The organism is Azoarcus sp. Soil_N_20, from assembly GCF_057656155.1.
This window is the reverse complement of record NZ_JBDGKX010000011.1, coordinates 84,611-107,782: the sequence shown is the minus strand read 5'-3', so window position 1 is coordinate 107,782 and position 23,172 is coordinate 84,611. Positions and strand designations below refer to the sequence as shown.

The following is a 23,172-nucleotide window of genomic DNA, read 5'->3' as shown; positions in this document are numbered from 1 at the left end:
CCGGGGGCGTGCCGATGCGCGTTCCCCCTTATGTGTCACCTACCGGAATCGATCATGAAACCTGTCATCAGAACCTTCTTCAGAACCCTGCGCCTCGTCCTCGGCCCGGTGCTGCTGGCGCGCGAGCGCTTCACCCGGCCGCAGGGCGTGGTGCGCGCGCCGGCCTTGCAGGCGCAGGTGGACAAGCAGTGCCGCGATCTCGTGCTGTACGAGTACCGGACCTGTCCGTTCTGCATCAAGGTCCGCCACGAGATGCATCGCCTGGCGCTGCCGATCGAGGGCCGCGATGCGCAACAGGAGGGCGCCAACCGTGCGGCACTGGTGCGCGGCGGCGGGCGCGCCAAGGTGCCCTGCCTGAAGGTCACCGATCGCTCGGGCAACAGCCGGTGGATGTACGAATCCGACGAGATCGTGGCCTTTCTGCGCGCACGTTTTGCCGGCGCGTGATTCCGTGCGGGCGCTGAGCCGGCGTCGGGCGCGGCCGCGAACGGCGCCGCCCGATCTTCGACTGGAGGGTGCCCGATGAGCGGACCACAGCCCAACAACCCCCTCCACGGCCTCACCCTGGAGGCCGTCGTCAACGCGCTGGTCAGCTACTACGGCTGGGACGAACTGGGGCGGCAGATCGACATCCGCTGCTTCACCCACGACCCGAGCGTGGCCTCGAGCCTGAAGTTTCTGCGCCGCACGCCGTGGGCGCGGGAGCGGGTGGAATCGCTATATCTGTCGACGCCGGCGATCCGCCGCGCCCGGGCTAGCCCTCCGCGCTGAGGCCCTTCGCGCGCAGCCATTCGGGATTGAACAGGCGCTTGAAGTACAGTCCGCCGCGGTCGCACAGCAGGGTGACGACCGTGTGTCCGGGTCCGAGTTGGCGGGCGACCGCGACCGCGGCCGCCACATTGATCCCGCTCGAACTGCCGACGAACAGGCCTTCTTCGCGCAGCAGGCGGTAGACCATGGCGACGCAGGTCTGATCGTCGACCCGTACCGCGTCGTCGATCGGCGTGCCTTCCAGGTTCGCCGTGACCCGGGTGGTGCCGATGCCTTCGGTGATCGAGCTGCCGTCGGCCTTCAATTCGCCGGTTTTCACCCAGTTGTAGAGCGCACTGCCCTGCGGGTCGGCGAGCACGATGCGCACCCCGGGTGCGCGCTCCTTGAGAAAGCGCGCGACCCCGGCCAGCGTACCGCCGGTCCCGGTGGCACAGACGAAGGCGTCGATCCGGCCGTCGGTATCGCGCCAGATTTCCGGCCCGGTGGTCGCAAAGTGCGCCTGGCGGTTGACGATGTTGTCGAACTGATTGGCCCAGATCGCATTGGGCAGGCTGGCGGCCAGCCGCCCCGCGATCTTCTGGTAGTTGTCGGGATCGACGTAGGGCTTGGGCGGCACCGGCCGCACTTCGGCACCGAGCACGCGCAGCAGGTCCATCTTTTCCGGCGACTGGTTGTCGGGAATGACGATGATGCAGCGATAGCCGCGTGCCGCGCAGATGTGGGCCAGCCCGATGCCGGTGTTGCCGGCGGTACCCTCGACCACGGTACCGCCGGCGGCAAGCAGGCCGCGCTGTTCGGCGTCGCGGATGATGAACAGCGCGGCCCTGTCCTTCACCGACCCGCCGGGGTTGAGGAACTCGGCCTTGGCGAGGAGCTCGCAGCCGGTCTCGGCGCTCAGCTTGTCCAGACGAATGAGCGGCGTGTTGCCGATCGTGCCGATGAAGCCCGTGCGAATGTCCATCGTGGTGGCCTCCGCCTCACCCAGGCAGCAATGCCGCGGCGGCCTACTTGGGTTGCGGCACGATGCGCAGATACGGCCGCGGCGCTTGCCAGCCCTGCGGATACTTCGCCCTCGCCTCGTCGTCGGACACCGACGGCACGATGATCACGTCCTCGCCCTGCTTCCAGTTCACCGGCGTCGCCACCTTGTGGCTGGCGGTCAGCTGGATCGAGTCGAGTACGCGCAACACCTCGTCGAAGTTGCGGCCGGTGCTCATCGGATAGGTGAGCATCAGCTTGATCTTCTTGTCCGGTCCGATCACGAACACCGAGCGGATGGTCGCATTGTCCTGCGCGCTGCGGCCCTTCGCCTCGCCGCTCGCGTTGGGATGGATCATGTCGTAGAGCTTGGCGACGGTGAGTTCGGGATCGCCGATCAGCGGGTAGTCGATCTTGCAGTTCTGGGTCTCCTCGATGTCGTTCATCCAGCGCTCGTGATCGCTCACCGGGTCGATCGATAGGCCGATGATCTTGGTGTTGCGTTTGTCGAACTCCGGTTTGAGCCTGGCCATGTACCCGAGCTCGGTGGTGCATACCGGCGTGAAGTCCTTGGGATGCGAAAACAGGATGGCCCAGCCGTCGCCGATCCACTGGTGGAAATTGATCTTTCCCTGAGTCGTCTCGGCCGTGAAGTCGGGCGCCTCGTCGCCTAAGCGTAGAGTCATGGCACACCTCGAACAATGTCTCGTCGATCAAAGTTCCGAGCCGAGACGCCTCCAGAATCATCTCTCTGGAGATGCGCACCGCCCGGGGGAATACTGCGCGGCGCTGCCGCCTGCAGTGTCAGTTAGAACGGTGACCCGGGGCTTGGTTCATGGATCGAAGCAGCTGCCATCCGCATGATGCCGTCGGCGATGCATTCTTCCTATCGCCACGGCCGGCCGGAGCGGCCGCGGGGTGCACACCGCGACATAAAGAAAACAGGGGCGACCGCTTGCGCCGTCGCCCCTGTCTTGTCGTCCGGACGGACGAAGGGAGAATCCGGTCAGAACTTGTAGCCGACACCCACCATGAACACCCACGGATCGACCTCGACGTCCACCTTGACCTTGTTCACGCCGCCGAGGCGCGCGCTGGCGGTGGTGTCGATGTCGATGTACCAGAGGGCGGCGTTGAGCATCAGCCTGTCCGTGATCATAACGTCCGAGCCCAGTTGCAGCGCGACCCCCCAGGAGTCGCTCAGGCTCAGGTCGGAGAAGCCGTTTGCCTTCTGTGCGCTGGTGAGGTCTTCGTCGAAGAAGGTCGTGTAATTGACCCCGACGCCGACGTAGGGCTGCCATTTCGACGTGGGTGCCAGGGGAAAATACTGGACGGTCACGGTGGGCGGCAGCTGCTTGACGTCGGCAAACTTGCCGTCGATGCCCGCGCCGACCCCCTTGATCCCGATCCGGTGCGAGAACGGCGTGGCCGCCAGCAGCTCGATGCCGACGTGGTCGGTCAGCATGTAGCTCAGGGTCAGGCCGAGCTGGGTGTTGTCATTGACTGTGGCTTCGGTGCCAGCCAGCTTGGTGCCATTGAGCTTGATCTCGGCGCTGTCGGTCTGCGCGTTGACGCTTGCGGCGCCGGCGCGGATCACGACGTCACCTGCCTTGTGGGCGAATGCCAGCGGGCTGGCGAGGGCGAGGGCGATTGCGGATGCAAGTATGGTGGTTGCTTTCATTGCTGTTCCCTGAGCGTGTCGTTATTAAAAAGTGCGCGCTCATCCTATGTCATATCAAATGGCCGAATTTGACCGAGATCAAGGACTTGCACCGGTCGGACTTGATCAGGATCAAGTCCGGATCAATATCACCGAAGTGGTATGGCCCGGCGTTCGCCCCGAGGCAGGACCGTGCACGCGGATCCGGGCACGGTGCGCGACCGTCGTCACGCGTCGTGGACGGTGAGCGCCGCATCATCGGCGCACCCGTGCGCAACCCTGGCACGGGTCGCGTTGTCGAAGTTGCGGTCGGCGGACCTGGCGTTCGCCCCCTCGATCGGCTTTTCCGACGCGGAGGAGTGTAATGAAACGCCCTGCCTTACTGCTGTTGAGCGCCGTTCTACCGTGGCTCGCCCACGGTGGCGGATCGAACTACGGCATCACCCCGGGTGCGCTGCCGGATCCGGCCGGTACCGTGCGCGAATGGCCGGTTCCCACCCCGCGCTTCGCGCGCGACCCGGCGATCGGACCGGACGGCAGCGTGTTCGTCGCGGTGATGAACGGCAACAAGGTCGCCCGCTTCGATCCACAGACCGAAACCTTCCGCGAGTGGGACTTGCCGCCGGGCCATCGGCCGCATGGCCTGCTCGTCGATCGCAAGGGCATCGTGTGGACCACCGGCAACGGCAACGGCACCATCGGCCGGCTCGATCCGGCCACCGGCGCGGTCGTCGAGCATCGCACGCCGTCCGGCGGGGGCGGGCCGCACACCCTGGTGATCAGCGACGATCAGCGCACGATCTGGTTCACCATGCAGGCGGGCAACAAGGTCGCCAGCCTCGACACTGGCAGCGGTGCGATCACCGAGTATCCGGTGCCGGGCGGACCCTACGGGCTGGCGCTCGACAAGGATGGCAACGTCTGGATCTGCCGCATGCGCGATCACAAGCTCGGCCGGCTCGATCCGCGCAGCGGCGAACTGAGTGAGGTCGACACCGGTCAGGGTTCACTGCCGCGCCGTATCGCCAGCAGCCCCGACGGCATGTTGTGGGTCACCTATTACGGCACCGGCAAGCTGGCCAAGCTCGACCCGGCGCAGCGCCGGATCGTCGGTGTGTATCCGCTGCCGGGCGGCGATGCCGGCCCTTACGCGGTCACCGTCGATGGCGGCGGCATCGTGTGGGCCAACGAGATCGAGCTGGACACCGTGGTGCGCTTCGATCCGCGCACCGAAGCGATGCGCGTGGTCAAGCTGCCTTCGAGCAATGTCGGGATCCGCAAGATGGTGACCGACCAGCGCGGCCGGCTGTGGTATATGGGCAGCCACAACGGCCGCCTCGGCGTGGTGGAGTGAGGCGCCGCCCGCGTGCGGCGGGGCGCCGGTGCGGTCACGACACTTGCGGCAATGCAGTCGTCAGCGGAAAAAGCGGCTGAACCAGCCGGTTCCCTGCTTCTTTTCCTTTTCCGCGATGATGCCGACCATGTTGGACTTTACCGCGGCGACATAGTCGGCGTCGTCGCGCCTGATGTGGTTGATGAGCCAGGTGCTCAGCAATTTGTGAAGCTCGGCGGTGATGTCCTCGCCCTGCCGGTAGCGCTCGACGTACTCGTTGATGCGGCGGATGAAGAGTTCGTGAACCTTCTTGTGCGGCTTGCAGTACGGGTAGGCCGCTTCCTCCTGCAGACTCTCCTCGAAGGCGAAGTGCGACAGGGTGTAGTCGACCAGTTCGTCTAGCGTGCGGCCCACGGCCGGGAGGTCGCGCCGGATGTTCGCTCCCTTGAGGTCGTTGATATAGTCCACGATGCGCCGGTGTTGCTGGTCGATCACATCGATTCCGGTGTCGAGGTCAGGTGTCCATGCGATGGGCAAGGGCGTGCTCCAGGAGGTGTGCGGAGAATGCGGTGCAGTGCCCGGGACACGGAGGGTTGCCGCGCATCGATCGGGCAGCGTACCTACCGCCGGAGGATGTTCGGCAGCCCGCTGCGAATGCGGGGTGCAGGGTCAGGCGCCGATGCCGCCGGAGACCCGGGCGCGATTCTACTTTTCCGTCATGACCGCCGATTTGCGCAATGTCAACCGGCGGGCACAAACGCGCGGCGGAATGTGGGGTGTCGATCGCATTCGTAGCGCACAAGAGTTGGCCGGGGTGGTCCTGGGAGTCCCCCGGCAACGGATGCAGGAGGCGGCTGGGGCGGTCTCAGGCCGCCTTCCGCACCCCGCCACTCGCGACTGCCGGCAGGCGGTTCACCCCGCTGACGATCGCGCGGATCGAGGCGGTGACGATGTTGCCGTCGATCCCGACCCCATACACGTCGCCGCTACCGCCGTCAGCCGGCATGAGTTCGAGGAAGGCGCAGGCGCGGGCGTTGCCGCCGTCTTCGCTGGGCGCGATCGAGCGCTCCTCGAAACTGCGCACCTGGACGTCGATGCCGGCCGTGCGCAGGGCATGCACCGCGGCGTCGATCGGGCCGTTACCCTCGCCGACGAGCAGGTGGCGGGTGCCGCCGAGCTCGACCACGAGACGGATGCCCTGCGCGGCGCCGTGCTCGAACAGGTGGTGCTCGCAGTAGCGCACCGGTTCGACGGTATCGAGATAGGTGCGGCCGAACAGCGCCCAGATCGCGGCCGCGCTCATCTCGCCGCCGGTGGCGTCGGTGACCTGCTGCACCTCGCGTGAGAACTCCACCTGCAGACGGCGCGGCATCACCACGCCGTACTCGGTCTCGAGCAGGTAGGCGATGCCGCCCTTGCCCGACTGGCTGTTGACCCGGATCACCGAATCGTAGCTGCGGCCGACGTCGGCGGGGTCGATCGGGAGATAGGGTACGTTCCACGGGGCGCCTGCCTCTTGAGCGGCGAATCCCTTCTTGATGGCGTCCTGGTGGGAGCCGGAGAAGGCCGTGAACACGAGATCTCCCACGTAGGGGTGGCGTGGGTGGATGGGGAGCTGGTTGCAGTACTCGACGGTGCGCGCGACCGCGTTGATGTCGGAGAAGTCGAGCCCGGGATTGACGCCCTGGGTGTAGAGGTTGAGCGCGAGGGTGACGATATCGACGTTGCCGGTGCGCTCGCCGTTGCCGAACAGACAGCCCTCGACCCGGTCGGCGCCGGCCATGATGCCGAGCTCTGCGGCGGCCACGCCGGTGCCGCGGTCGTTGTGCGGATGCAGGCTGAGGATCACGCTGTCGCGGCGGGCGACATGGCGGTGCACCCACTCGATCTGGTCGGCATAGATGTTGGGGGTGGCAACTTCCACCGTGGCCGGGAGGTTGAGGATGACCTTGTTGTCCGGCGTCGCTCCCCATTCGGCGGTGACCGCGTCGCACACCTCGACCGCGAACTCGACCTCGGTGGCGGAGAAGGTCTCGGGGCTGTACTGGAGCACGAACTCGGTGTCTGGCTGTTCGGCGGCAAGCTCCTTGATCAGACGCACCGCCGACACCGCGAGCGCGATCACCTCGGGCTTGCTCATGCCGAACACCACTTCGCGAAAGGTCGGCGAGGTCGCGTTATAGACGTGGATGATGGCCCGGCGCGCACCGCGCACCGATTCCATGGTGCGCCGGATCAGGTCCGGGCGCGCCTGGGTGAGTACCTCGATGGTGACGCCCTGCGGCACGTGGCCGCCCTCGACGAGCTGGCGCACGAAGTCGAAATCGGTCTGCGAGGCCGACGGGAATCCGACCTCGATCTCCTTGAAACCGATCTCGCACACGGTGCGGAACATGCGCATCTTGCGCTCGACGTTCATCGGCTCGAACAGTGCCTGGTTGCCGTCGCGCAGGTCGGTGCTCATCCAGATCGGCGCCTTGGCGATGACCCGGTTCGGCCACTGGCGGTCGGCGAGGGCGATCGGGGCGAAGGGTCGGTATTTGGCGGCAGGATTGGGCGACATCATGGTGCGGTCCTCGACAATGGCGTGTTCGGTGTATGGATTGAATCTTACCGAGTGCGATGCCGCAGACGATTGCAAGTTCGGGAGGGTGGAGCGTCGGATTCGGCAGGAGCGTGCATTGATTCATCAATTGATGCAATATTTCGTCAATCCATCGCTATGAAGGCACAGGCCATGCACCTCGACCGCTACGATCGCCAGATTCTCGTCCTGCTGCAGGCGGAGGGCCGGATCAGCAACCAGGATCTGGCCGACCGCATCAGCCTGTCGCCCTCCTCCTGCCTGCGCCGGGTGCGCACGCTGGAGGAGGCCGGCCTGATCACCGGCTACCGGGCCTTGCTCGACGCGAAAAAGCTCGGTCTGGCGCTGATGGCGTTGATCCACATCTCGATGGACCGCCATACGCCCGAGCGCTTCGCCCACTTCGACGCCGAAGTCGCCGGCATCCCCGAGGTGCTGGAGTGCCTGCTGATCACCGGCCAGGATGCCGACTACCAGCTCAAGGTGGTGGTGGCCGACATGGACGCCTACCAGGAGCTGCTGCTCAACCGGGTCACCCGGATCGCGGGCGTCACCGGGGTGCGATCGAGTTTCGTGTTGAGGCGGGTGATCGACAACACCGCGCTGCCGCTCCCGGGCTAGCCGCGGATCATGTGGATCGGAACCCTCTACGCCCTTGCCGCCGGGCTGATGTGGGGCCTGGTTTTCGTCGGCCCGCTGCTGCTGCCGGATTATCCGGCGACCCTGCAGTCGGTCGGACGCTACCTCGCCTTCGGCCTGATCGCACTGCCGCTCGCGTGGGCCGATCGCCGCGGCCTCGCGCGCCTCGCCCGCGCCGACTGGATCGAGGCGCTCAAGCTCGCCGCGATCGGCAACCTGCTGTACTACCTGTTCCTCGCCGGCGCCATCCAGCGCGCCGGGGGGCCGCTGCCGACGATGATCATCGGCACCCTGCCGGTGGTGATCGCGCTCTGCGCCAACGTGCGCGACGGCAATCGCGACGGGCGGCTGCCGTGGCGCCGGCTCGCGCCGTCGCTGGTCCTGATCGTCGCCGGCATCGCTTGTGTCAACCATGTCGAACTCGCCGCCCTGCGCGCCGACGCGGATGCCGACGGTGAACGCTATGCCATCGGCGCAGTGCTCGCGGTCGGGGCGGTGTTGTGCTGGACCTGGTACCCGCTGCGCAATGCCGACTGGCTGCGCGCGCATCCCGGACGCAGCCCGCGCGTGTGGGCGACGGCGCAGGGCGTGGCCACGCTGCCGCTGGCGCTGGCCGGATATGGATTGCTGTGGGGCGGCGTGGCACTCGGCGGCGATGGACCGGCGATGCCGTTCGGACCGCGGCCGGCGTTCTTCATCGGGCTGATGCTTGCCATCGGCCTCCTTGCCTCGTGGCTCGGTACCCTGTGCTGGAACCAGGCTAGCCAGCGCCTGCCGACCGCCGTGGCCGGTCAGCTCATCGTGTTCGAAACCCTGTCGGCGCTGGCCTACGCCTTCATCCTGCGCGGCACGGCGCCGCCTGCGCTGACCCTGGGCGGCATTGCCTTGCTGGTCGTCGGCGTGATCGCCGCCCTCCGGGTGCCGCGTCGGGCTGAGGCCGACACGAACTAGCGCGATCGTGCGCCGAGATCTCTCCGGTCGGCCCGGCCCGAGCGCGCCGTCCACGGGGTAGGGCGATTCCCAGTCCGGTGAGCGATCGCCCTACCGGCGATTCAGGTCTGCCTGATAGTGACCATAATGACAGGAGGGGGATACTTCGCCAGCCTGCCCGGTTTGCATGCGCGTTGGCTGTCGACCGTGGACCGCAGGCTGTCTTCTCGGGGAGGAAGAGCATGCGTAGCAATCAACCGGTGACCACAGTCGAAACCGTAGTGCCGGACGGGCGGTTCATCTACAGCCGGACCGACACCACGGGACGCATCGTTTCGGCCAATGATCTGTTCGTCGAGCTGTCCGGGTTCTCCCGCGACGAACTGATCGGCGAGCCGCACAACATCGTCCGTCATCCGGACATGCCGCCGGAGGCCTTCCACGATATGTGGCGGGCGCTCAAGGGGGAGCGCCCGTGGACCGGATACGTCAAGAACCGGCGCAAGGATGGAGGGTTCTACTGGGTCCATGCGTTCGCCTCGCCGGTGCGTGAGAACGGACGCATCGTCGGCTATGAATCGGTGCGCCGGAAGGCCGATCCGCACACGGTGGCGAAGGTGGCGAAGGCCTATGCCGGGCTGCGCAGCGGGGGCGGACGAACGGTGAAGGACGGCCGGGTGGTCCGCAAGGGGCTGCCAGGGGCGCTGTCGCAGTGGTCGCTCGGCGCGCGTTTCGGGGCCGGGCTGGGGGCCCTGGTCGCGATCATCCTGTTCCTCGGCACCACCCTGCTGGGGCGCGGGCTCGATGCCTCGCCCGCCGTCGTCGCCGCGCTGGCGGGGGCCGCGGGGCTTGCCGGGTGGCTCCAGTTCGGGCTCGTGCGCGCCTTGGTACGCGACCTTGGCCGGCTCGAACAGACGATCTCGGCCACCCAGCAGGATGGCGACCTGCGCCGCATCGCCCGTCTCGACCGCCACGACGAGCTGGGGCAGATCGGTGCGGCGTTCAACTCGATGATGGCCAATCTGCAGGCGATCCTGATCAACGTCGGCGTTGCCGCGCAGGACATCGTCGTCCAGTCCGACGCACTGGCCGGTTCCAGTCATGGGGTCGCGCGCGGGGCAACGGCCTCGAGTGAGGCCGCATCGTCGACCGCGGCCGCGGTTCAGGAGCTAACCGTGGCGATCAACGAAGTTGCCGAGAACGCCGGCGCTGCAGCCGGTGCCGCGCGCAAGACCCGGACCGATGCGGAGCAGGGGATGGTGACGGCAGACCGCGCGGTGCGCGAGATTGCCGAACTCGCGCGCGCGGTGAGCGCGACCACCGGAAACATGGAGCGGCTGGCGCGTTCCTCCAACGAGATCGGACGGATTGCAACGGTGATCAAGGAGATCGCCGACCAGACCAATCTGCTGGCGCTCAATGCCGCCATCGAAGCCGCCCGCGCCGGCGAGTCCGGACGGGGCTTCGCGGTCGTGGCCGACGAGGTCAGGAAGCTGGCGGAGCGGACGACCACCGCCACCGGCGAGATCTCGACGATCATCGGCGCGCTGTCCGAGGAAACCCGTCAGGCGGTGGCCAGCGTGGCCGCGGGCGACGTCCAGGCCCGTGCCAGCGTCGGTCTGATCGAGGATGCACAGGCGGCGCTCGGCGCCATCCAGGTTTCCGCCGAACACAACCTGCAACTGGTCGATGGCATCGAGATCGCAACCAGCGAGCAATCGGCCGCAGCCAATGCGATCGCCTCCAATGTCGAGCATATCGCTCAACAGGCCGAGAACGCGTCGACGGAAGTCGGGAGCATCGCCAGTGCGTCGAAGGGACTGGCCGGCGTTTCGGCGGCGCTCGGGGCGGCATTGGCCCGCGTGCAGGTCTAGGCCCACAGGGCACGCAATAGCAGTCGTTGCCCGCCCTTAGCCGGCCTCGCCTTCGAAAAGGCACAGGTCGGACGCGGGGGCGTGGAGGAGATCGTCAAAGTCGGCGTGCGGCATCGGACGCCCGAAGAGGTAACCCTGAACCAGACGGCAGCCGATGTCCCGCAGGAAGTCGGCCTGTTCCGGCTCTTCGACGCCCTCTGCGACCACGGTCATGCGCAGGCTCTGGGCCATCGACGCGATCGCCTTGACCAGCGCGGCACTCTCGGTCCTGGTCACCACGCCGGAGATGAACGAGCGGTCGATCTTCAGCGTGCGGATGGGGAAGCGGGTGAGGTAGGAGAGGGCCGAATAGCCGGTGCCGAAGTCGTCGATGGCAAGCGAGATGCCGAGCTTGTCCAGGGTGTCGAGGGTCGCGTGGATCTCCGGGTGGTCGTCGAGCAGCAGGCTTTCGGTGATCTCGAGTTCGATCCATTCCGGTCGGCAACCCGTCTCGGCAAGCACCGTGCGCACCTCGTCGGCGAGGCGGCCGCCGACGAACTGGCGGGCCGACAGGTTCACCGCGATTGGACAGGGGTGGGCGGAATACTCGTTCCAGCGCCGCGCCGCGCGACAGGCGGTGCGCAGTACCCACTCCCCGATCTCGGAGATCAGCCCGCTTTCCTCGGCGAGACGCATGAAGCTGCCCGGCGCGAGCATGCCGCGCTTCGGATGGCGCCAGCGCAACAAGGCCTCGGCACCCACCACCGTACCGGTGGCGAGGTCGACCTTGGGCTGATAATGGAGCGTGAAGGCGTCTTCGCTCAGCGCCTTGCGCAGATCGGCTTCCAGTCCCAGGCGTTGCAGCGCGGCATGGGTGAGGTCGGGGGTATAGCGACGGGCCTGGTTGCGGCCCTCGAGCTTGGCATGATGGAGCGCCATGGCGGCGCAGCGCAGGAGCTCCTCGGCGTCCACGCCATGTTCCGGGGCGCACGCGATGCCCAGGCTGGCGGTGAGGCGGATCTCCATGTTGCCGACCTGGAACGGCGCGGCCAGGGTTTCGAGAATCCGCGGGCCCGCATCATTGTCGGGGTGGGTGTCGCTGGTCCGCACCAGAACGGCAAACTCGTCGCCTTCGAGGCGGGCGAGGACGCACGAGTCGCCCAGCGATCGGTGCAGGCGCTCGCCGGTCGCCCGCAGCAGGGCGTCGCCGCAGAGCCGGCCGAAGGTGTCATTGACCGCCTTGAAACGGTCCAGGCCGAGCATGATCAGGGTCGCGGCCGGCCCCTTGCGGGCCTGCGCGAATGCCTCCTCGACGTGGTTCTTGAGCAATGCGCGATTGGGCAGACCGGTCAGGGCGTCGCTGTAGGCAAGGTCATGGAGCTTCTGCCGGTAGCCGACGACCCGGGTCATGTCGCGTCCGACCGCCAGCACCCGAAAGGGCCGGCCATGGCAGTCGTGTTCGGGCTCCATCCGCACATGGGTGTGGCGCGCCGCGCCCACGGCGTCGATCCACTCCAGTTCGAGTTCCTCGGTGCGGCCGCTGGCGAGGACCCTGAGCAGGGCGGCGTGGTAGCGTCGGGCCGCTTCGTCGCCCGGGAATTCGGTCGGGGTGAAGCCGAGCAGGCCGGCCTGGGCGATTCCGGCCGTGTGCGCGGCCTGAGGATTGGCGTAGATCAGCCGGCAGGCGGCGTCGTAGCGCGAGATCGCATCCGGCGACTGCTCCACCAGTGTGCGATATTCCCGCTCTCTTGCCTGCAGCAGCTCGGCCGCATGACGATGCTCGATCGCGACCGCGGCGAGGTGGCTCGCCTCCCGAATCAGGACCCGGTGAGCACGATCCGGCAGACCGGGCGTATCGCCGTAGCAGATGAAGCTGCCGCGCATTTTGCCGGTGGCGTCGCAGATCGGCACCGACCAGCAGCTGCGCAGGCCGTCGGCACGCGCCAGCGGACGGAACGCCACCCACTCCGGGTCGGCGAGCATGTCGGCGATCATGACCATTTCGCCACAACGGGCCGTGGACCCCAGGCAGGCGAGTCTGTCGCCCATCTCGAGGCCATCGATTGCGGCATGGTAGGCGGGCGGCAGGCTGGGCGCTGCGCCGATATGCAGATGGTGGCCGTCGGTATCGAGGAGCAGCACGCTGCAGCGCAGGGAGGGCGCGGTGGTCTCGACGTATTCGACCACCAGTTCAAGCAATTCACGCAGTGGCGACTCGCCCAGCAGCTGCTCGAACACGCACAGCCTGATGTCCTCGCGCTGCTCACGCGCGGCCCGTGCCCCGATGATGAAGCGATGAATGTAACGGCTTGCGACCAGCATGACGATCAGGTAAAGCCCGATCGCCGCCGCGAGCAGCACACTGAAGCGGTCGCCGAACTGCAGCAGCCGGATACAGTACGGCAGCAGCGCGGTCGCCAGGAAGGCCGCCGATGCACGCGGCACCGTCGCCTGCAGTGCGAAGGCGGCAGCGGTGACGCCGCCGACGATGGCGCACAGGAACAGCAGCGCCGGCTGATCGGGCGAGGAAATGAACAGGAAGGCGGTCGCCCCCCACAGTGCGCCGCTGGCCGCGCTGCCGATCGCGAAGCGGTTGCCATGACGGCCCTCACGGGCGAGGTTCGGAGCGGCGCGGAAGTAGCTCCATACGGCCCATCCACGCAGGGCGAGGACGGCCCAGACCGCGGCGATCCAGACCAGCAGCGTCGATCTGTCCACGTCGTTCCAGACGGCCACCGCGGCAAGCACCGACGCGACGACAGAGCCCAGGCCGGCAGTGCGGTAGCCGCGATGGAGCAGGTCGACCGGCGATGCCGTGACCAGCACCTCGTCCATCCCGGTGTCCCCGCGCCGCGTCGTGATGCCCGACGGGCGAGGCATGGCATCAGGTTTGCGCTCTGGCGTCATGGTGTTCTCGGTGAAGTGTGCATGCGATGTCGATCGGCCTTGCGGGTGTGGGGTGGATTGCGTGCTGCCTGATCCCCGACTCAAGCATGCCGCGGCGGCGCCACGCGAACCATCGGCTCATCCCGATTTGGCGGTAGGGAACGGGGGCGGTCCGGGTAGGAATGTTCCGATCCGCATGGGTGCTGGCGGAAGGGGGCCGGGGAGGCCGGCCGCCCCGGGTCGGGCTCGCGCCGCGCGGGCGCGGCGTGGGCGCCGCCGATCGTGCCGCGTGCAGCGCAAGTCTGCGTCCGCGGGCGCCTGGCAGGTATCGTGGAACGCGGCCCGCTGCGGGGTTCGGGCCGACTGCAGCCATCGGGACGGGCTGGCGCGGTTCAGTCGAGCATCGCGTGGCCGATGGCGTAGCGGACGATGTCGGCACTGGAGGTGAAGCCCATCTTTTCCATCATGTTCGCCTTGTGCGTACTGACCGTCTTGTTGCTGATCGCCAGTTCGGCAGCGATATGATTGCCGCTCAACCCGCGTGCGATCAGGCGCAGCACCTGCAGTTCGCGGTCGGTGAGGCAGTCATGGTGGGTCCGGTGGCCGAGGCCGCTGGCCTCGAGCGCCATCTGCTGGGCAAGGCGGGGATCGAGGAAGCGCTCGCCGGCGGCGACGCTGCGGATTGCGGCGAGCAGGCTCTCCGGGTCGCCGTCCTTGGTGAGATAGCCGCGGGCGCCGGCGCGCAGCGCACGCTGAACGACCTGCGTTTCGTTGTGCATGCTCAGCACGAGGACGGGAAGCCCGGGATACTCGCCGTGGATGCGGGCAATCAGGTCCTCGCCGCTGAGGCCGGGCATGCTCATGTCGAGCAGCAACAGGTCGATGTCGGCGGTGCGCAGGCGCTCGAGCACCTGGACGCCGTTTTCGGCTTCGCCGGCGACCCTGATATCCGGTGCCAGCGCGAACAGTTGCTTGAGCCCCTCGCGCATGATGGCGTGATCGTCGGCGACGAGCAGGTGGATGAGGCCGGACATGGGTTACCGTTCCAGAGAGAAAAGACACATTCCGCATCGCGCCACTTTGGTGGCCCGCGGCGGCCGGGCGATCTGCGCCCCGTCCCGCGGGGGCGGCCGGGCGGGGGACGAACCAATCTTGCGCCCTGCCTTTCGCGCAAGGCCATCGGCATGCGCTGATTCTGGGGTAGGGAGATCTTGATCCGGGGTAGGGCGAATCCGGCCCGCGGCGCCGCGACCCGCACCGCAGACGCGACCCGGATCAGTCGATGAGGGCGTGGTCCACGGCGTAACGGACGATGTCGGCATTGGACGCGAAGCCCAGCTTTTCCATCATGCGCGCCTTGTGGGTGCTGACCGTCTTGTTGCTGATCGCGAGCTCGGCGGCGATGTGATTGACGCTCATGCCGTGCGCAATCATGCGCAGCACCTGGAGTTCGCGGTCGGAGAGGCAGTCGTGGTGAGTGTGCGCGCCGAGGCCGCTCGCCTCGAGCGCCATCTGCTGGGCCAGGCTGGGGTCGATGAAGCGCTCGCCGGCGGCGACGCTGCGGATTGCGCCGAGCAGCGTCTCCGGATCGCGGTCCTTGGTGAGGTAGCCGCGGGCTCCGGCGCGCAGCGCGCGCTGGGCGATCTGCGTTTCGTTGTGCATGCTCAGCACGAGAATGGGCAGGGCGGCGTAATGGGCATGGATGCGGGTGATCAGGTCTTCGCCACTGATGCCGGGCATGCTCATGTCGAGCAACAGCAGATCGACGCCGCCGTGGCGCAGGCGTTCGAGCAACTGGGCGCCGTTTTCAGCCTCGCCGACCACGTCGAGGTCGGCGGTCAGGGCGAACAGCTGCTTGAGCCCTTCGCGCATGATGGTGTGGTCGTCGGCGATCAGCAGGCGGATCATTCGGCCTCCTCGGTATGGTGGGCGGGGATGCTCACGTTTATACACGTTCCCTTGCCCGGCGCGCTGGTGATGGCCACATCGCCACCGAGCATCAGGCCGCGCTCGTGGATGCCGAGCAGGCCGTAGGCGTTTTTCCGGCGCACCGCGGGATCGAAGCCCTTGCCGTTGTCACAGACTTCGAGCCGGTAGCCGTCGTCGCATCGCTCCAGCCGGATGTCGACCTGACTCGCTTCGGCATGACGGGCGGCGTTGGTCAGCGACTCCTGGACGATCCGGAACAGGGCCGTCGCGCGCTTGTCGTCGAGGACGATCTTTTCGTCCGGGAGTTCGAGGTGACAGATCAGTCCGGCATGTCGGCAAAATTCGTCCGCCAGCCACTCCAGTGCAGACGGCAGGCCCATGTTGAGAACGCCCGGGCGCAGGCTCGATGCCACATCGCGGACCACCTGGATGGCACGGTCGGCGAGCGCCATCAACGCCCCGACCCGCTCCACCAGCAGCGGATTGTCGGCCCCGAACTCCAGGCGGAGCACCGAGACTCCCATGCGCAGGGCGGTAAGGTGCTGGCCCAGTTCGTCGTGGATTTCGCGGGCGATGCGCTTGCGTTCCTCCTCGCGGGCACTCTCGCGCCGCCGCGTGAGGTCGCGCAACTGGGCGTTGGATTCTTCCAGACGGCGTTCGGCTTCCTTGAGCGCCGAGATGTCGCGTCCCACCGCGAGCACGCTCACGATTCGCCCGTCCGGGCCACGCTCCGGCACCAGACGGACCTGGTGCCATGCCGGGTCGGGGTGATGCGCCGGGTCGGACATGCAGTGATCGACTTCGGTGTCGGAAGGGGTGCCCGATTCGATCACTTCGCGGAGCTTCGGCTCGAGGTGCACGGCGCCGCCGGCGCGCGGCCCGAGTTCGGCGATGCTCTTGCCCATGAATGCCGCCAAGGGCATGTCGAGCATGCGCTCGAGCGCCGGGTTCGCGTACAGGAAGCGGCACTCGGTGTCGAAACGTCCGATCAGGTCGGGCGCGTTCTCCGCCAGCGCGCGGAATTCCTGCTCGCGCCGGTACAACAAGGTCTGCGCGCGCCTGCGCTCCGCGAACAGTGCGAGGTGGGTGGTGACGCGCGCGGCCAGTTCGTCGATCTGGAGCGGCTTGCTCACGTAGTCCACGGCGCCGGCCCTGAATCCGGCCACCTTCGCCTCGGGTTCGGCGAGGGAGGTCATGAAGATCACCGGGATGTCCCAGGTGGCGGCGTTTTCCTTCAGCCGCCGGCAGGTTTCGAGCCCGTCGATTCCGGGCATCATGACATCGAGCAGGATCAGGTCGGGCCTGACCAGGGCGGCACGCTGCAGGCCTTCCGGTCCGTCCTGGGCGATGAGGACGCGAAAGCCGAGTGCCTCCATGTATTCGACCGCCACCCGCAGACTGGTCGGCGTGTCATCGATGATCAGGATGGTCTGGCCACCGGTGGATACCGCCGAAGTCGTACTCATGTCAGTGATTCCCCGGCAATATGACGTTCGATGAACTGCAGCACGGCTTGCGACTGGAAGTCCTCGGCCAGGCGCCGAAGTTGTTCGGCAAACGACCGGTAGCGCGGGTCGAGCGCCGCGATGCGTCCGGCCTCACGGGCAATGTCGCGCATGTTGCCTTGCAAGGCAAGGCGATGCAGGTTCTCCATTTCGGTTCCCGGCGGCGCCACTGCCGGCACCATCATGTCGCTTGTGCCCGCATTGTCGCTCCGCGGCCCGGCGCGCAGCCAGACGATATCGAGAAGCTCGGACATTCGTGCGAGCAGCGCGCCGAGATCGATCGGCTTGGGCAGAAACCCATTCATGCTGCTCTCCAGGCACCGCGCGGCGTCGTCGTCCGAGGTACTGGCGGAGACCGCAATGACGGGAACGGTGCCGAGCCCCGGCAGACAACGCAGCCGGCGGGTGACTTCAAGCCCGTCCATTTCCTTCATGACGATGTCCATCAGGATCAGGTCCGGCCGCGTCGCCTGCACGCGCTCGAGCGCTTCGTGACCGCCTGCCGCTTCCTGGACGTCGAAGCCGAGCGGCGCCAGCATGTCGATCAGCACCCTGCGGTTCTCGGCGATGTCGTCGACCACCAGGATCGTCTTGCGCGGCCCCGCGTAGCCGGATACGACGAGCTCGTCGGGTGACGTCTCCGCATGGGCCGCCACCACCGGCAGTTCCAGTTCGAACGAGAACAGGCTGCCCGCTCCGGGACGACTCGTGACTGCGATGTCGCCGCCCATCATGCGGACGTACTGGCGGCTGATCGCCAGCCCGAGCCCGGCGCCGCCGCTCTGCTGCGACCGTTCGCCAGCCTGTTCGAAGGGCTGGAAGATGGCTTCGCAGCGGGCCGGGTCGATGCCGACGCCGGTGTCCTCGACCTCGAACCGGATGCGGCCCGGCGTGGTCGGCGTGATTCGCAGGCTGATCCGGCCGTGTTCAGTGAACTTGACCGCGTTGGCCAGCAGATTGAGCAATACCTGGCGAAGCCGCTTCTCGTCGGCGCGGATCCAGGCCGGGAGCTCGGGGGCCGGGTCGCAGACGAACGCGAGGAGTTTGCGCTCCGCCTTGACCCGGATGATGTCCACGATCATGCGCAGGAAAGTGTTCAGACGGATATCGGCGGGGTAGAGCTCGACCTTGCCGGCTTCGATCTTGGCGAGGTCCAGGATGTCGTTGATGAGGGTCAGCAAGTGTTCGCCGCTCTGGCGGATCACGTCGAGCCCGGCCAGTTGCTTCTCGTTCAGCGCGCTGTCCCGTTGCAGGATCTGGGCATAGCCGAGGATGCCGTTCAGTGGCGTGCGCAGTTCATGACTCATCTGGGCGATGAAGTCGCTGCGCAGCCGGGCCAGCCGCTGCGCTTCCGCGAGCGCGGCCTCGCGCGCACGCTCGACCGCCTTGCGGTCGCTGATGTCGCGGGCAAACCCCACCGTGCCCAGCACCGTGCCGTCGTCGTCCAGTACGGGCGCCTTGTAGGTTTCCATCCAGATGGTCTTGCCCTCGGCGACGAGTTGGGGCTCCTCCGTCGTCTTGCCGGAGCGCGTGTGCATGACCTCGAGGTCGTCGGCGCGGAACACCGCGGCGAGTTCGGCCGGCTGGATGTCGAAGTCCGACTTGCCCACCAGGTCGTCGGCGCGCAGGCCGCAGGTGATCGCGGCGGTCTGATTCACGGCCAGGTAGCGGCTCTCGGTGTCCTTGAGCCATACCCACCATGGCAGGGCATCGATGAGCGTGCGCAGGTAGTGGGTCTGCTGGCGCAGATCGGCCGTACGGGCGAGTACCCGCTGTTCGAGGCCGGCGTTGAGGCTGCGGATCTCGTCCTGGGTGCGCCGCAGCTGCGTGTTGGCGGTTTCGAGCCGGCGGTGGGACTGGCGCAGGCGCAGCTGGAACAGGGCGGTGCCGGCGAGGGCGATGATGCTGCCACCGAGGACGGTCCACAGCCAGCGCCGTTCGAGTGCGCGCCGCGCCAGTTCGGCGGTCTGCAGTTCGTTGCGGCGGGTCAGTTCGTCGATCTGGCGGCGTTTGGCCTCGGATTCGAAGCGCCGCGCAAGTTCGAGCATGCGCGCGCTGGTCTTGTCGCGCTCGGCCGCGGCGCGCAGTTCGGCCGCCTCGACCGCAAGCTGGTAGGCCCGCGCATGATCGCCGCCGGCGGCCGCGACCGCCGCAATGCGTTGCGCGCTGTCACTGCGGTAGAGCGGCAGGCCGATGTCCTGGGCGAGGGTGTAGCCGCGCTCGGCATCGGCCCGCGCCGCGGCCAGGTTGCCGACCGTCTGATGCGTCGTGCTGCGGGCATTGAGGGTGTACCACAGACCGATCCGGTTCGGATGACGGTCGTAGGTCGCGACCACTTCGTCGAACAGTGGCAGCGCTTCGCGCGGGCGGCCTTCCTTGTTGAGGTGAGTGGCCAGCGCGAACAGGCCATGATTGACATTGAACGGCGCGCCCACTTCGCGATAGAGCGCGATCGCTTCGCGGATGACGGCTTCGGCCCGCTTCGTGTTGCCCAGGCTGGCGAGTGTGGCGCCCAGGCCGCCGAGCGCATCGGCCTCGAGCAGTTTGAAGCCCGCCGCGCGGGCATGGATGCGCATCTGCTCGAAGTGATCGTGGGCCTCCGCGAAGCGGTGGCTCAGGTCGAACGAGATGCCCAGGCCCTGATGCGCATAGGCCAGAACGAGCGCGTTTTCGCTGCGCCGGGCGATCTCCATGGCCTGCACGCAGAGCGCGATCGACTGGTCGATCTGGCCCATGCGCCGGTACATCATGGCGGTTCTGAGCAGCGCTTCACCGAGCAGATCGGGCCGGTCCACGCCATCGAGGATCTCCAGGCTGTGGGTGGTGGCGTCGATCAGCGCATCGATGTCCCCTTCGTTGACCGAGGTCAGGGCGAGATTGAGATCCGCCTCCGCCTGGCCCACCCGATCGTCGTGGCGGGCGGCGAGATTGCGCGCGAGGCGGGCATGCTCGGCCGCCTCCGCGGTGCGCGCGAGGTAGAGCTCGACGCGGGCGAGCACGTTGAGCGCCCGCGCCCGGTCGGTGTCGTGTGCGTCGGCGGGGAGCATGGCCTGCAGGCGCAGCACTTCGTCGAGCGCGCGCCGGGTGTCGTTTTCGGCCAGTACACGGGTGCGGGCGATCGCGGCGCGCCAGGCATCGAGGGGGTCGGCGGCGTGTGCCGCGGCAGTGAGCCCGAGCGTGAACAGGACGACGAACAGCATCAGCCAGGCCGCGTGCGGGGCGGCCTTCGCCCGCCACTCGCCGGTTGCCGGGACGCCGGCAGATTCAGGACGCAAGAGCACGATCATCACTGCCGCTGCTGACTCCATGCACGGGATGGACCACGATGAACGATGAAACATATATCAGAAACGCACACTCGCGGAGACACTCAGCTGGGTGTCGTTGACCCAGGCGCTCTGGGGTCTGGTTCTGGTGTCGTAATAGGAGCGGCGTACGGTCCCGAGCAGGTTGCTGCCTTCGATCGCGACCGTGAGCTTGTCGCTGACGCGATAGATCACCGACGCGTCGAGCCAGCCATAGGCCTCGGTGTAGATCGGCAGGGCACCGACGCCGACGATGTTGGCGATGCCGGAGAGGTATTTGTCGCGCCAGTTGTAGGCGACGCGCGCCGACAGCTTGCCGAGTTCGTACATGGCGACCAGGTTGTAGCTGTGCGGCGAAAGATTCTGCAAGGGGACGCTCGCGCCCAGCAGGCTGCTCGGGGTCTTGCTGTCCACATACGTGTAGTTGGCCTGGATGCCGACGCCGCGCAGCCAGCCGGGCAGGAAGTCGAAGAACTGCTGATAGCCGAACTCGACGCCCTTGATGTCGGCGTCGTCGCTGTTGTGCGGCCGGCTCACCTGGTACAGGACGCCGTCGTGCAGTTCCGGGCTGCTCACCGTGGTGACGAAGCCATCGACCTTCTTGAGGAAGGCGGTGAGGTGGACCGAGGTGTTGCGGCTGAAGTAGCGCTCCAGCGCCAGATCCAGATTGCGGGAGCGCACCGGCTCGAGCGCCGGGTTGCCTGCGCTGCCCTGGTTCTGCGCCGGATTGATGGAGTTCACGGTGAGGATCAGCGACGGCGAGAGCTGGTCGAAGTTCGGCCGGGTGATGGACTTCGAGGCTGCCGCGCGCAGGTACAGGCCGTCGCTCAGTTCATAGCGCAGGTTCACGCTCGGCAGGTAGTCGGTATAGGCGCTGTCGATCGCAATGGGCAGCACGGGGCCGGCAACGGCCAGCCCGGTGCCCGGGTCGATGCTGTCGATGCGGCTCGACCCCGATACCGCGCTACGGGTGTGGACGATGCGCAGGCCGATGTTGCCGTCCACCGGCAGCCGGGTGGCGGCGAAGCCTGCCATCAGGTAGCCGGCCCGGGTGTCTTCGTCGATCTTCCAGATGCCGAGCGGACTCCCTGCGCGCGGAATCGGGGTGGTGATGCCGAAGGCCGCGCGCAATGCCTCCGGGTCACGCGCCAGATCGAGGTTGCCGACGAGAAAATGGTCGATGCTGGTCGAGCCTGCGCCTGTCAGGAAATCGCGGTCGGGACGGGGCATGACGAATTGCGGCAGGTCGGCCGCGCTCAGTCCGCTCACCCCGACATCGGCGACCACCAGCCCGGGAGCGTTGGTGGCGCCGCGCCGGGCATAGCGCCCGCCGGCCGTGATGGTGTGGACGAAGCTGCCCGCCAGGCGGTAATCGCCGTCCACCCGGGCCGCGGAGAGATCGCCCTCGAACGGGCGCGAGCGGTAGGCGATACCGCTGTAGCGCAGCCTGGCCGGATCGAGCAGATCGTTGCCGCTCACCGCCGTGTCGGGCACGCGCGACGACAGGTCGTGGGTGAAGCGCGCCGCGGTGCCGGCAAGAAACGGTCCCGAGAAGAAGAGATCGTTGTAGCTCTCGGTATAGCTCAGGTCTGCCTTCAGGGTGAGGGCGTCGGAAATCCATTTTCCGCCGATGGCCGCCTGTTTGGTCCGGTCCACGGTGTCGCGGGCGAAACTCAGGATCGACACCGGGGCATCGGTCCAGGTGATGCTTTTCAGGTCGTTGGTGCCGGCGAACAGCGTCTGGCTGCCGGCGACGAAGGTGGGCGAGGCGGAGACATTGATCTGATGCGAGTCCTGGATGGTGCGGAACTCGGCATAGCTGCCTTCGGCGTAGAGCTCGAGGGTCTCGTTCGGGCGCCATTGCAGCACCAGGCTGCCGGCGGAACGCTCGCGGTGACCCGTGCTGGTCGTCTCCGACGTGCTGCCGGGGGCGAACACGGTGCGACCGGGGATCAGATCGGTGCGCGCGACCGGATTGCCGGTACCCTTTTGATCTTCGCGCCAGGCGCGCTCCTGGTGGGCGACATTGAGCAGCACGCCGAATTCGCCGTTATCGGCCGTCGTCCATCGATTGCTGAGCAGGGTGGAGAACTGGGCCTTGGTCTTGTCCGCCAGGTCGCCATGGGCCAGCCGCGCCGAAGCGGTGACTTCGCTGCCGATGAAATCGAACGGCCGGCGGGTGCGCAGGTCGATCAGCCCGCCGATGCCGCCCTCGAGATGATGGGCCGATGAGCTCTTGTAGACGTCGATGCCGGCAATCAGCTCTGACGGGATGTCGGCGAAGTCGAGCGTGCGTCCGCTGCCCGCGGTGAAGATCTCGCGGCCGTTCAGCGTCGTCTCCACCTGGGTGAGGCCACGGATGGCGACCGCCGCCGCTTCCCCGCGGTCGCGGCCGATCTGGATGCCGGTGACGCGCTGCAGCGCCTCGCCGACGCTGAGGTCGGGAAGTTTGTCGATGTCGATGGCGACGATCGAATCGACGATCTCGATCTTGTCCTGTTTGATTTCCTGGCCGCTGGCAAGGCTGGCGCGCACGCCGGTGACGATGACCGGCGCGAGTTCGACGTCGGCATCGGCCGCATTCGGCAAGCTCGCCGCCTCGTCGTTCGCGAGGCCGGCCTGGGCGTGCGCCGCGCCGATAACGAACAGGGCCACGAGCGCGGACGGTGATCGGCGCCGGCGCGCGGAACGCGCATGGCCGACCGTGGCCTCCGTGTCCGGTCCGCACACGGCGTACACTTCCGCATTGGCGCTGCGGTTGCGCGGGCGAACGACTGGGGAGACGCGGGAGCGGTTCAT

The 23,172-nt window shown here is 67.3% G+C and carries 17 protein-coding genes; 6 read left to right on the top strand and 11 right to left on the bottom strand.

The window, feature by feature from the left end; genetic code table 11:
• The first annotated feature begins 54 nt into the window (after positions 1-54).
• Together AC3A35_RS20110 and AC3A35_RS20105 are read left to right on the top strand one after the other, a co-directional pair.
• The gene (locus AC3A35_RS20110) at positions 55-447 is read left to right on the top strand and encodes a glutathione S-transferase N-terminal domain-containing protein (protein WP_487438079.1); all 393 of its coding nucleotides are present in this window, start codon (positions 55-57) and stop codon (positions 445-447) included.
• 75 nt (positions 448-522) lie between these two features.
• Positions 523-771 (top strand): VF530 family protein, encoded by a 249-nt coding sequence (locus AC3A35_RS20105; RefSeq protein ID WP_487438078.1) that lies wholly within the window; start codon positions 523-525, stop codon positions 769-771.
• Here the strand turns inward: AC3A35_RS20105 and AC3A35_RS20100 are convergent.
• From AC3A35_RS20100 to AC3A35_RS20090, 3 genes are all read right to left on the bottom strand, one after another.
• Positions 755-1,732, bottom strand: coding sequence for a cysteine synthase A (locus AC3A35_RS20100; RefSeq protein ID WP_487438077.1), 978 nt, complete (start codon positions 1,730-1,732; stop codon positions 755-757). The two genes, AC3A35_RS20105 and AC3A35_RS20100, sit on opposite strands and share 17 nt — an antisense overlap.
• Before the next feature lie 43 nt (positions 1,733-1,775).
• Entirely contained in the window at positions 1,776-2,435 is a 660-nt protein-coding gene (locus tag AC3A35_RS20095; RefSeq protein WP_487438076.1) for a peroxiredoxin, read from the bottom strand.
• A 320-nt stretch (positions 2,436-2,755) separates the two neighbouring features.
• Positions 2,756-3,430, bottom strand: coding sequence for an OmpW/AlkL family protein (locus tag AC3A35_RS20090; protein WP_487438074.1), 675 nt, complete (start codon positions 3,428-3,430; stop codon positions 2,756-2,758).
• A 343-nt stretch (positions 3,431-3,773) separates the two neighbouring features.
• On the opposite strand from AC3A35_RS20090, the gene AC3A35_RS20085 reads away from it, so the two are divergent.
• On the top strand, positions 3,774-4,763 hold the full coding sequence (locus AC3A35_RS20085; protein WP_487438073.1) for a Vgb family protein: 990 nt from the start codon (positions 3,774-3,776) through the stop codon (positions 4,761-4,763).
• A gap of 60 nt (positions 4,764-4,823) precedes the next feature.
• On the opposite strand, the gene AC3A35_RS20080 is transcribed toward AC3A35_RS20085, so the two are convergent.
• Both AC3A35_RS20080 and leuA read right to left on the bottom strand, forming a co-directional pair.
• Entirely contained in the window at positions 4,824-5,279 is a 456-nt protein-coding gene (locus AC3A35_RS20080; RefSeq protein WP_487438072.1) for a bacteriohemerythrin, read from the bottom strand.
• A gap of 328 nt (positions 5,280-5,607) precedes the next feature.
• Positions 5,608-7,308, bottom strand: coding sequence for a 2-isopropylmalate synthase (gene leuA / locus AC3A35_RS20075; RefSeq protein ID WP_487438071.1), 1,701 nt, complete (start codon positions 7,306-7,308; stop codon positions 5,608-5,610).
• Positions 7,309-7,479: 171 nt separating this feature from the next.
• Here leuA and AC3A35_RS20070 point away from each other — a divergent pair, with 171 nt between their 5' ends.
• The 3 genes from AC3A35_RS20070 to AC3A35_RS20060 all read left to right on the top strand — a co-directional run bounded on the left by AC3A35_RS20070 (position 7,480) and on the right by AC3A35_RS20060 (position 10,769).
• A complete protein-coding gene (locus AC3A35_RS20070; RefSeq protein ID WP_487438070.1) occupies positions 7,480-7,947 on the top strand; it encodes an Lrp/AsnC family transcriptional regulator in 468 nt (155 codons plus the stop codon).
• Between the two features lie 9 nt (positions 7,948-7,956).
• Entirely contained in the window at positions 7,957-8,916 is a 960-nt protein-coding gene (locus AC3A35_RS20065; RefSeq protein ID WP_487438069.1) for a DMT family transporter, read from the top strand.
• 221 nt (positions 8,917-9,137) lie between these two features.
• Entirely contained in the window at positions 9,138-10,769 is a 1,632-nt protein-coding gene (locus AC3A35_RS20060; protein WP_487438068.1) for a methyl-accepting chemotaxis protein, read from the top strand.
• Between the two features lie 36 nt (positions 10,770-10,805).
• On the opposite strand, the gene AC3A35_RS20055 is transcribed toward AC3A35_RS20060, so the two are convergent.
• From AC3A35_RS20055 to AC3A35_RS20030, 6 genes are all read right to left on the bottom strand, one after another.
• A complete protein-coding gene (locus AC3A35_RS20055; RefSeq protein ID WP_487438067.1) occupies positions 10,806-13,655 on the bottom strand; it encodes a putative bifunctional diguanylate cyclase/phosphodiesterase in 2,850 nt (949 codons plus the stop codon).
• A 371-nt stretch (positions 13,656-14,026) separates the two neighbouring features.
• Positions 14,027-14,668, bottom strand: coding sequence for a response regulator (locus AC3A35_RS20050; RefSeq protein ID WP_487438066.1), 642 nt, complete (start codon positions 14,666-14,668; stop codon positions 14,027-14,029).
• 241 nt (positions 14,669-14,909) lie between these two features.
• The gene (locus tag AC3A35_RS20045; protein WP_487438065.1) at positions 14,910-15,542 is read right to left on the bottom strand and encodes a response regulator; all 633 of its coding nucleotides are present in this window, start codon (positions 15,540-15,542) and stop codon (positions 14,910-14,912) included.
• Positions 15,539-17,029 carry a hybrid sensor histidine kinase/response regulator gene (locus AC3A35_RS20040; protein WP_487438064.1) on the bottom strand — a complete coding sequence of 497 codons (1,491 nt, stop codon included), beginning with the start codon at positions 17,027-17,029 and terminating at the stop codon, positions 15,539-15,541. Before AC3A35_RS20040 ends, AC3A35_RS20045 begins: the two co-directional genes overlap by 4 nt.
• On the bottom strand, positions 17,026-20,355 hold the full coding sequence (locus AC3A35_RS20035; RefSeq protein ID WP_487438164.1) for an ATP-binding protein: 3,330 nt from the start codon (positions 20,353-20,355) through the stop codon (positions 17,026-17,028). The genes AC3A35_RS20040 and AC3A35_RS20035 overlap by 4 nt, the downstream gene beginning before the upstream one ends.
• Before the next feature lie 57 nt (positions 20,356-20,412).
• Entirely contained in the window at positions 20,413-23,172 is a 2,760-nt protein-coding gene (locus AC3A35_RS20030; protein ID WP_487438063.1) for a TonB-dependent receptor, read from the bottom strand.